Consider the following 9,829-nt stretch of genomic DNA (forward strand, 5'->3'; position numbering starts at 1 on the left):
GCCGCATTATCGGATTTTTCGCTACCTTACAGCGCTTCACTCGCCCGATAGTCAAGCTCAAAAACATGTTGCAATGCAGCCACGGCGGCGGGCACATCGGCCGCGGCGGTAATGGCGCTCACCACCGCAGCGCTACCCACCGACGTTGCCAGCACGCTCGGCAATTCCGCCAGACCAATGCCGCCGATTGCCACACTGGGTACTTTTTCGGCCAACAGGTCAATATAGCAACGCAGCCGCGCAAGCCCTTGCGGCGCGGTGGCGACGTGTTTGGTCGCGGTGGCAAATACAGCGCCGGTCGCGATGTAACTGGGGCGAAAGTGCCACGCTACCAGCATTTCGTAAATTCCATGTGTCGACAGCCCGAGTCGCATGCCGGATCGCGCCAGTGCTTCCATGTCCGCATTCGGCCAATCTTCCTGGCCAAGATGCACACCGTAGGCGCCCGCTTGCAGCGCGAGCGCACTATGATCGTTGATAAATACCCGCGCGTCGTACGCGTTTCCCGCCGCCACGGCCCGCTGGATCTCGCGCTCGAGTACGGCGCGATCGGTCGATTTGCAGCGTAACTGTAGGGTCTTGACGCCAAGATCGAGCAAACGCTCGATCCATTGCGCATCGGGCACCACCGGATACAAACCGAGGCGGCTCGGACAGGCCGCAAAGGGCGTGCCGGGCGGCGGCAATCCCGCGACCCGGGGTAGCGCATCCAGGTCGCTCGGCCAGTCGTCGGCGCGGGCCGCGTCGTCGCGCCAACCCCAAGAGAGGCACAGCGCGTCCTGCGGCTCAAAGCCGCAGTCCAGAAACGCCGCGAGGGCCGCAATCCATTGCGTGGCCGGCGCACCGTGAAGACGATAGACGTTTTGGCCCCACGCCAAGCTGACGATTTCGTCCGCCACGACGATCAGGGCCACGCCCTGTTCCACTAGATCTGCTTGTTGCGTCGTGTTCAGCGCATGTCCCTGATCGACCACCAGGTCGCCGGGACCCAACTCGAGGGCGGTATTGCTCACCGCTTGCGTCCAGATGCGCCACTGTTGAACCGGTGGCCGCCACTCGCCCAGGCGCGCCCGGATTCGCGCGGCGCGCGCCTGTAATTGGGGTTGCGCGTCGGCGAACGACACCTGTGCGAGCGTGTCGCTCATGGTTGCGCGCCTGCATGATGCCAAAACGGCGTCCCGACGACCGCAGTGCTGGGATGGGCCGTGTCGCGCTCGGGCATCGGGCCGGCCAACCAAGCCGTACGACCGGCTTGAGTGGCTGCGGCAAAGGCACCCGCCATGCGTGCCGGGAAAGTGGCTTGCGACACCGCGGTATTGAGCAGCACGCCGTCAAAGCCCCATTCCATGACCTGGCACGCGTGCGAAGGCAGGCCCAAGCCAGCATCGACGATCAGCGGCACGTCAGGCAACCGCTCGCGCAGCATGCGCAGGCCGTACGGGTTGACGATGCCTTTTCCCGTGCCGATCGGTGCGCCCCACGGCATCAGGGCCTGGCATCCGACATCGAGCAGTTTGCGGCCGACCACCAGGTCTTCGGTGCAATACGGCAGCACCTTGAAGCCTTCACGGATCAGTTGGGTGGCCGCTTCGACCAAACCCAGCGGATCGGGCTGCAAGGTGTAGTCGTCGCCGATCAGTTCGAGCTTGATCCAGTCAGTGGCGAAAACCTCGCGAGCCATCAGCGCGGTATTCACCGCCTCGCGCACGGAGTGGCAACCGGCGGTATTGGGGAGCAAGGGCACCGTACCTTGCTTGAGCACGTCGAAAAACCCGGCATTGACGTCGCCGGTACCGCTGATCTGCCGACGCAGTGCGACGGTCAACATGCCAGGCTGTGCCGCCGCGACGGAATCGGTCAGCGCCTGCAACGACGGATAGCGCGCCGTGCCAAGCAAAACTCGGCTCGCGAAGGTTACGCCGTAGAGCGTCAGCGCGTCGAGGGGTGCTGTGTTCGTCGCTGCGCTGGCGCCTGTGTGCGTCGTTGCGGTCGCCGCTGTGGTCGACGTGTTGGTCGACGTGTTGCTCAGCGCGTTGGCCAAATGAGGCTCAAGTCTTTCGGTTGGATTGTTCAAAGCCAGATCCTTCTGTTAGTGCGTGTCGATTCGGTGCAAGCGCTCAGCCGCCCGCAACCGGCTGCACGACATCGAGCCGGTCGCCCGCCTGCAAGTTGTGCTGCCCATGCAGGCCACGCGCGACAAAATCGCCGTTGACCGCTACCGCGTAGGGCGGCTTGGCGCCGTATGCGGCAAGCGCGTCGGCCACCGTCGCGTGCATCGGCACGCTAAGCGGCTGCTGGTTAATCACAATTTCAATTTCCATCACTGATTTCTCTGTTCTTCCTGCTTGCCGTTCTTCTTGCTCGCTGTTCTTCTTACTTATGCCGATTCAGACGCTCCTCACGGCTGACGCTGCATCAGCTCGGGCCAACGCGCCGCGGCGCGCCAGTGTTCAAATTGCCCCTCGCCTTGCAGCTTGCCCGCGAGCAAATCGCCGCAAAAGCGCGCAGCTTGCCCAACCACTTCGGGCGAAATCATGTAGCCATGCCGGTATAGACCGTTGACCCGCACCGTATGCGTGCCGTTCCATGCGATCGCCGGACGGTGATCGGGCAGCGTCGGCCGGTTTTGCGAATTGAGTTCGAGAATGCGCGCCTCGCCAAAACCCGGATGGATCGAATACGCAGCACTGAGCAGCTCGAGCGCCGAACGCACGCTAACGGGCGAAGCATCCTCGCCTTCGACCTCGGTTGCGCCGATCACATACAGATCGTCCTGCTTGGGCGCGATATAGAGCGGGTAGCGTGGATGCAGCAGACGTATCGGGCGCGCCAGATTGATGCCGGGGGCATGGACTCGCGCCACCTCACCTCGAATGCCGCGCAGCGCCGGCCACGCCGGTTTGCTGCCCAGGCCGCGGCAATCGACGACGATGCGCGCGCGTGGCTCCTGGCCGGCTTCGATCGTGACGTTCCAATGCTGCTCGACGCCACGCGCGGTCAGCCCTGCGCGCAAGGCGTTCAGTAATTGCCGATTGTCCATCTGGCCTTCGCGCGGCAGTAGCAAGCCGCGCTCGAAGCGCCCCGCCAGTGCCGGTTCGACCGCATTCAGTTGAGGCCCGCGCAGCACTTGCACGCCGCCATCGAGCAATGCGGCGCTGGCATTGGCGCGCATCCGGCTGTCGAACAAGCCCGCCTCGGCGCGATCAGCCGTATGCCAGACCACCAGCGTGCCGGCACGCTGAAAAAATACCGGTTCGGGTAGCGCGGCCAGTAGCGTGGGCCAGACTTCGAGCGAAGCCGCGCCGAGCTCGGTAATGAGCGTTTCGGCCGACGCCGCTTCCGCCAGCGGCGCCAGCATGGCCGCCGCGACCCAGGCTGCCGCGCCCGTGCCGCTCGCGTCGCCGCGCTCGTACAACGCGACGCGATGGCCTTCCCCGGCTAGCATCCAGGCAAGCAGGCGCCCGCTCAGCCCGCCGCCGAGGATGGCAAAATCAGGAATGGTGACTGCGGTCATTCAAATCATGAGCCATAGGTACATCACCGATATCCGGTGGTGGAGTGTAGACGTACCGATCGATGGCGGGGAGAGGTCCGGGAAGATAACCTGCGCTGTGCATGAGCGACCCCGATCCCAGGTTTCATGACGGGGGCACATGGCGCAAGCCCGGAAACTCCCCGCGCCAGTATTATCTGGATCGGGTCTTAAGGGTTTTTCTCAGCCTGGTCCGGGCAAACTGCGCAGCCTATGGCTGCAATCCGAACCGAGCACCCCTGTTCCTTATATGTTTCCCATTAAATCATAGATTCCTCGGCATCCGCAAATTGTCGCGACCGGCCTTAGACATACATTGTCATCGATGCGGCCGTGTCGAGACCGGCAATCGCAACCCCGCGACGCCCCCGGTCTGGCAAAATGGGCGACAATCGGGCGCCGGGGGAAGTTCGCGCCAGAAGCCTGCTCGGGATGCCCCGCTCCGGGAGCGTGCTCCGGAAGCCGGCTGACGAAACCCGCGTCGGAAGTCCGCGCAGGAGGTCCGCGCAGGAGGTCCGCTTAGGAAGCCCATTTAGGAAACCCACTCAGGAAGCCGGTTTAGGAAGCCGGTTTAGAAAGCCCTATTTAAGCTTAATTTAAGATGGGCACGCGACCATGGCGCGCGCCTTCCTGTTTTGCGTTCCTCCCGATGCGGCGCTGCGCGCTCACGGGACGGTGGTCATTTTGCTTTTCGGAACCCTGCATGACACCTGATTCGACTCAAGACAAGATCTCCGCGTGGAGTCTCATCCGCCCCTACTGGTTCTCGGAAGATCGCTGGCCCGCGCGCGGACTGTTGGTCTTCGTGATCGCCATGAATATGGCGCTCGTGTATATCAACGTGCGTCTGAATTCCTGGCAGGTCAGCTTCTACGACACGCTCACCAAGAAAGACGTCAGTGGTTTTCGCTCATCGCTGATCGAGTTCTCGGTTCTCGCGTTCATGTACATCATCATTTACTCGTATCGCACGTACTTCAGGCAGATGCTCGAGTTCCGCTGGCGCCAGTGGCTCACCGATCGCTATTTGCAGCGCTGGCTGGGCGACAACGCGTTTTACCGCATCGAGCGCGACAAACTCGCGGACAACCCCGACCAGCGTATCTCCGACGACCTCCAGTCGCTGGCCACTACGACCCTCGCCCTGTCGCTCGATTTGCTCTCGACCGTCGTCTCGCTGTTATCGTTCGTCACCATCTTGTGGGGGCTGTCCGGGGCGCTCTCGTTCATGCTGGTCGGACATCCGATTACGATTCCGGGTTATATGCTCTGGGTCGCGGCAATTTACGCGATAGCCGGCTCGTGGATCATGCACAAGATCAACCATCCGCTGGTGTCGATCGAATATCAAAAGCAGCGGGTCGAAGCCGATTTCCGCTTTTCGCTGATACGTCTGCGTGAAAACGCCGAGCAGGTTGCCCTTTATAACGGCGCGGAAACGGAAGACGCGCACCTGAAAACCACGTTTTCCCGGATCCGCAGCAACTGGAAACTGGTGATGAAATTCACGCGGCGCCTCACGCTGGTCACCACGCTCTACGGCCAGTTGGCGACCATCTTCCCGCTGATCGTCGCGTCGCCCCGCTACTTCGCCGGCGCGTTCTCGATCGGCGTGCTGTTCCAGATTTCCAGCGCGTTCGGCAACGTGAGCGACTCGCTGTCGTGGTTCATCAGCAGTTATCCGACACTGGCCGGATGGCGCGCCACCGTCAATCGTTTGCGCGAATTCCAGCGGGTCATGCGTACTCAACACTGGGCCGAATCGGAGTCGCCGGCCACGCTGCACGGCGGGATCAACCGGCATATGAACGATATGCCCAATCTTGCCACGCGTGACTTGCAACTGGCGCTGCCTAACGGCCATGCGCTGTCGACGGTCGGTTCGATCAACATCGAGCCCGGTTCGCGCTGGTTGGTGCGCGGACCGTCGGGCACCGGCAAGAGCACGCTGATGCGCGCCTTGGCGGGCCTCTGGCCGTTCGGCGACGGCGCGATCGACGCACCGGTCGGCGCCCAGATGATGTTCTTGCCGCAGCAAAGCTACGTGCCCATCGGCACGTTCAAGGCGGCGCTGACCTATCCTTCGGCCGCCGACGCCTTCAGCGACGAAGCCTGCCGCGACGCCCTCAAGGCAGCCAGCCTCCCCGACTACATCGATCAGCTCGACGTCAGCGAGCACTGGGGGCGTCGGCTGTCGATGGGTGAGCAGCAACGACTCGCGTTTGCGCGAGTGCTGCTGCAGCAGCCCGACTATCTGTTCCTCGACGAGGCGACCAGCGCATTGGATAGCGAGACCGAACGCAGCCTTTACAACGCCGTGATCACGCGCTTGCCGAAGGCCGCCATTGTCAGCGTCGCGCATCGCGAATCGCTTGCGGCGTTTCATCAGCACACGCTGGAAATGCAACGCGCCGCCTGATCGAGCGGGTGCGTCGCGGGAGCAGGCGCGAGCATTGCGTCGCGCTGATGAGCTTGGCGCGACATCGGGCCAAACCGCAGATTGGGCCGCGGACTAGCCCGCGGGAATTAGTCCGCGAACTGACCCGTGACCTGAGCCGCGCTTCGGCACGGCCCGCTCAGCTCACCTCGACCTGCCCCATCATCCCCTGGTCCTCATGCTCCAGTACATGGCAGTGAAACATCCGTCTGCCCGGCTGCGCCTGCATCAGCTTGATGCGCACCGTTTCTCCCGATTTCAGGTTGACCGTATCGTGTAGCGCCACGTATGCCGGGCGCTCGACGCGTCCTTGCAGCTCACGCTCTAACACCGTGAACTGCGTACCGTGGATATGAAACGGATGATCCATATCCGAGCGGTTGACGATCTCCCATTGCTCGACCGCACCGACACGGCTGGTCAGATCCACGCGCTGCATATCGAAGCTGCGCCCATTGAGCAAAAACGCCATGGGGCGGGCGCCACCTGTCGCCATCCCCATCGCCATCGCTTCGGACATCACCACTTGCTTGTGCGCGGTGATCTTTCCCAGATCGGGCAGTTGGCGCAGCGTGTCAGGAAGCGCGGCCAAGGGCGGGTGCTTCGCGTCGAACCCGACGTCCAGTAATGGGACGGCGGTCGGCGTGGCCACCGCGCCCATCTTGCCGCGATCGTAGGCGCCGGCGATCAAGAACGCCGTGCGGGAGCCTCCGGCGTCCACCACCACATCGATGCGCTGCGCGGGAGCGAGCAGATATTCCCGCAGCCCTTTTTGCGGCGCACCCAACAAACCGCCGTCGGTGCCCACCAGCGTGTAGCCGTGGCCCGGCAGTTGCAGGCGCAGATAGCGCGCGTTGCTGGCGTTGAGGATGCGCCAACGTTCGCGGCCAATTGCGCTAAAAGCCAAGTGTGGCTGCCGCTGCCCATTGACCAGCACGAATTGGCCTTCACGGCCGTTCATCCAGTCGCCGGCATCGTTTTCGGAGATCGTGGCATCTCGATTAAGCTTGAGGTCGGTCACCATCAGCACGCGCTGCGGCACAGCCGCAAGCGGATCGTGTGCGGACGTCACGCGGATTGCACCGGCCAGCCCGCGAAAGACTTGCTCGGAGCTCAGTTGATGCGGATGCGGATGGTACCAATACAAGCCTTCCGTATCGGCTGGAATGGTGAAGCGGTAGACTCGGCTCGCACCCGGCGCGACCATCTGCGCCGGATTGCCGTCCTGCTCGGCCGGCACCGGCAGCCCGTGCCAATGCAGCGTCGTCGGCTGGCTCAAGTGATTGTGCAGCGTGATCTCGACACGGTCGCCCGCGTTGAGATCGATCAGCGGCCCCGGCATCATGCCGTTGTACGCCCATACCTCGGTGAGCTGGCCGGGGATTAGCTCGACTCGCGTGGGAGCCGCCGTGAGGCTTGCACGAAACACGCCCGGTTCGCGGCTCTCGTTTTGCAAGCGCGGCAATTCATTGAGCGGCGCTCCAGCCGGGATCGCGTTCGCCGCGGCCAGCTCGGGGCTAGGTCCTCGCATCGTCATTTTTGTGGGCGGTGTCGCCGTCGCTTGCGAAGCCGAGGTCATGCCGGCCATCCCTGGCATGCCAGGCATTGCGCCCATAGCGCCCGTGGCTTCGTGGTGCATCGTTTGGGCGGATACCGCTCCCGAGCCGGCGAGTCCGGTCAAGCCGAGTGCACCCAGCAGAAAATGTCTACGTTCCATTCGTTATCTCTCTATCGTACTAAGCTGCCGTCCAGCCCTGACAAGACATGGCGGACGGCGCGAACCGATGGCGCGCGGCCACCGGGCTTGGCTGGCATCAAGCGTACTGTCGAGGAGGTGGATGCGGCACGTCAGTCTGTGCCGATGTATAGGTCGCTTGCACCGCTGATCCGACACGGTAGAAAAGTACCATCTGAGCCGGCTGCGTGGGAGCCAAGGTCATCAACGGTGTGCACGCGCCACATGTCGCGCAGAGCGCACATTCGATACAGCCCGACGCCGGCATCGGGCGAGGATGCGAGGTCGCTAGCAGATGATCTGAGGTAGCAGAACTAGCGGAGGATACGGCGTCGCGAGCGTGGTTCGGCGCCATATGAACCGTCATCCCGGCCATCGCTTCATGACATGGCGACGACACGGCACCCCATCCCTGAAGGGATAGTACGGCCATGCACAAACAGACGATCGCCCGGATGAATCGATTAGACACGAGAATAGAGCCGCTTTTTGGACTCGCACCTGGACCCGCAGTTGGCTCCGTGCTGGTCCTATTACTGCCGCTGGAAATAGACTTGGCCGCACCGCAATGGGCCAACGGGGCACCAGAACGGCACCCCGCGACAACATTTTACCGCGGCAATTCGGAAGCACCCATCAAATACGCATCGACTGCTCGCGCGCACTGACGGCCTTCACGGATCGCCCACACCACCAACGACTGCCCACGGCGCATGTCGCCCGCCGCGAAGACCTTCTCGACATTGGTGTAATACGCGCGTTCACCCTCGGTGCTCGCACGCGCATTGCCGCGCAGATCCTTTTCGACCTGAAAGGCGTCCAGCACGCCCGCCACCGGCGCCACGAAGCCCATTGCCAACAAGACCAGATCGGCCTTCAACTCGAATTCGGAGTCCGGCACTTCCTGCATCTTGCCGTCCTTCCATTCGACCCGAGCCGCGATCAGCTTTTCGACTTTGCCGTTGCTGCCTTCGAAGCGCTTGGTGGCAACCGCCCAATCGCGCTCGCAACCCTCTTCGTGCGAAGACGAGGTGCGCAACTTGATCGGCCAGTACGGCCAGACCATAGGCTTGTTTTCCTCTTCGGGCGGCTGCGGCATCAATTCGAACTGCTGCACGCTCGCGGCGCCGTGGCGGTTGGACGTGCCCACGCAATCCGAACCGGTATCGCCGCCACCGATGACGACCACATGCTTGCTGCTCGCCTTGATCTGCGCGTCGAGCTTGTCGCCCGCGTTCACCCTGTTTTGCAGCGGCAGGAATTCCATGGCGTAATGGACGCCTTGCAGATCGCGGCCCGGCACGGGTAGATCGCGCGGTGCTTCCGCGCCGCCGGCAATGATTACCGCGTCGAAGTCTTCGCGCAGTTGCTGCGGCGAAATCGTTTCTTTCGCGTCGTTGGCGATGTGCGCCGCAGGCGCTTCGGCGCCGATAAACACGCTGGTGCGAAACACCACGCCTTCGGCTTCCATCTGGCGCATGCGGCGATCGATCAGCCATTTTTCCAGCTTGAAATCGGGAATGCCATAGCGCAACAGGCCGCCGATCCGATCGTTTTTCTCGAACACGGTGACATCGTGGCCCGCACGCGCGAGCTGCTGAGCGGCGGCGAGGCCGGCGGGGCCTGAACCCACCACCGCAATTTTCTTGCCGGTTTTATGCGTGGGCAATTGCGGCTCGACCCAACCTTCGCCCCAGGCCTTGTCGATGATGGCGTGCTCGATCGACTTGATGCCGACCGCGTCATCGTTGATGCCCAGCGTGCATGCCGATTCGCACGGAGCCGGACAGATGCGCCCGGTGAATTCCGGGAAATTATTGGTCGAGTGCAGTACCTCGATCGCGCCGCGCCAGTCCTGGCTGTAGACCAGATCGTTGAAGTCCGGAATGATGTTGTTGACCGGGCAGCCGTTGTTGCAAAACGGAATGCCGCAATCCATGCATCGTGCGCCCTGCTTTTTGGCGTCGGCGTCGGACAGTGCAAAAACGAATTCCTTGTAATGCTTTACGCGCGCCTGCGGCGGCTCGTAGGTCTCTGAGAGACGCTCGAACTCGAGAAAACCGGTTGCTTTGCCCATGCTTTTCTCTTCTTCCCAATGTCAGTTGTAGGTGGGCGCCAGCGGCGG

At 62.7% G+C, this 9,829-nt stretch carries 7 protein-coding genes and 1 riboswitch; of the genes, 1 reads left to right on the top strand and 6 read right to left on the bottom strand.

The window, feature by feature from the left end:
• Positions 1-26: 26 nt before the first annotated feature.
• The 4 genes from thiE to GSQ77_RS02810 all read right to left on the bottom strand — a co-directional run bounded on the left by thiE (position 27) and on the right by GSQ77_RS02810 (position 3,514).
• Positions 27-1,145 carry a thiamine phosphate synthase gene (gene thiE, locus GSQ77_RS02795; protein WP_158898812.1) on the bottom strand — a complete coding sequence of 373 codons (1,119 nt, stop codon included), beginning with the start codon at positions 1,143-1,145 and terminating at the stop codon, positions 27-29.
• On the bottom strand, positions 1,142-1,933 hold the full coding sequence (locus GSQ77_RS02800) for a thiazole synthase (protein ID WP_158898900.1): 792 nt from the start codon (positions 1,931-1,933) through the stop codon (positions 1,142-1,144). Before GSQ77_RS02800 ends, thiE begins: the two co-directional genes overlap by 4 nt.
• 184 nt (positions 1,934-2,117) lie before the next feature.
• Positions 2,118-2,315: a sulfur carrier protein ThiS gene (thiS, locus tag GSQ77_RS02805; RefSeq protein WP_158898902.1), complete on the bottom strand. Its 198-nt coding sequence runs from the start codon at positions 2,313-2,315 to the stop codon at positions 2,118-2,120.
• A gap of 83 nt (positions 2,316-2,398) precedes the next feature.
• On the bottom strand, positions 2,399-3,514 hold the full coding sequence (locus tag GSQ77_RS02810; RefSeq protein ID WP_158898814.1) for an FAD-dependent oxidoreductase: 1,116 nt from the start codon (positions 3,512-3,514) through the stop codon (positions 2,399-2,401).
• A gap of 141 nt (positions 3,515-3,655) precedes the next feature.
• Positions 3,656-3,783: riboswitch (TPP riboswitch) on the bottom strand.
• Between the two features lie 452 nt (positions 3,784-4,235).
• On the opposite strand from GSQ77_RS02810, the gene GSQ77_RS02815 reads away from it, so the two are divergent.
• Positions 4,236-5,951 (top strand): ABC transporter ATP-binding protein/permease, encoded by a 1,716-nt coding sequence (locus GSQ77_RS02815; protein ID WP_158898816.1) that lies wholly within the window; start codon positions 4,236-4,238, stop codon positions 5,949-5,951.
• A 157-nt stretch (positions 5,952-6,108) separates the two neighbouring features.
• On the opposite strand, the gene GSQ77_RS02820 is transcribed toward GSQ77_RS02815, so the two are convergent.
• Both GSQ77_RS02820 and GSQ77_RS02825 read right to left on the bottom strand, forming a co-directional pair.
• Positions 6,109-7,686 (bottom strand): multicopper oxidase family protein, encoded by a 1,578-nt coding sequence (locus GSQ77_RS02820; protein WP_158898818.1) that lies wholly within the window; start codon positions 7,684-7,686, stop codon positions 6,109-6,111.
• A 628-nt stretch (positions 7,687-8,314) separates the two neighbouring features.
• A complete protein-coding gene (locus GSQ77_RS02825) occupies positions 8,315-9,781 on the bottom strand; it encodes a glutamate synthase subunit beta (protein ID WP_158898820.1) in 1,467 nt (488 codons plus the stop codon).
• Positions 9,782-9,829: the final 48 nt, after the last annotated feature.

It is taken from the genome of Burkholderia sp. L27(2015) (genome assembly GCF_009765705.1).
Taxonomy (GTDB): domain Bacteria; phylum Pseudomonadota; class Gammaproteobacteria; order Burkholderiales; family Burkholderiaceae; genus LMUX01.

Excerpts from the sequence above, each read along its gene's own strand:
- thiE (WP_158898812.1), bottom strand. The coding sequence starts at position 1,145 with ATGAGCGACACGCTCGCACAGGTGTCGTTCGCCGACGCGCAACCCCAA.
- GSQ77_RS02810 (WP_158898814.1), bottom strand. The coding sequence starts at position 3,514 with ATGACCGCAGTCACCATTCCTGATTTTGCCATCCTCGGCGGCGGGCTG.
- GSQ77_RS02815 (WP_158898816.1), top strand. The coding sequence starts at position 4,236 with ATGACACCTGATTCGACTCAAGACAAGATCTCCGCGTGGAGTCTCATC.
- GSQ77_RS02820 (WP_158898818.1), bottom strand. The coding sequence starts at position 7,686 with ATGGAACGTAGACATTTTCTGCTGGGTGCACTCGGCTTGACCGGACTC.
- GSQ77_RS02825 (WP_158898820.1), bottom strand. The coding sequence starts at position 9,781 with ATGGGCAAAGCAACCGGTTTTCTCGAGTTCGAGCGTCTCTCAGAGACC.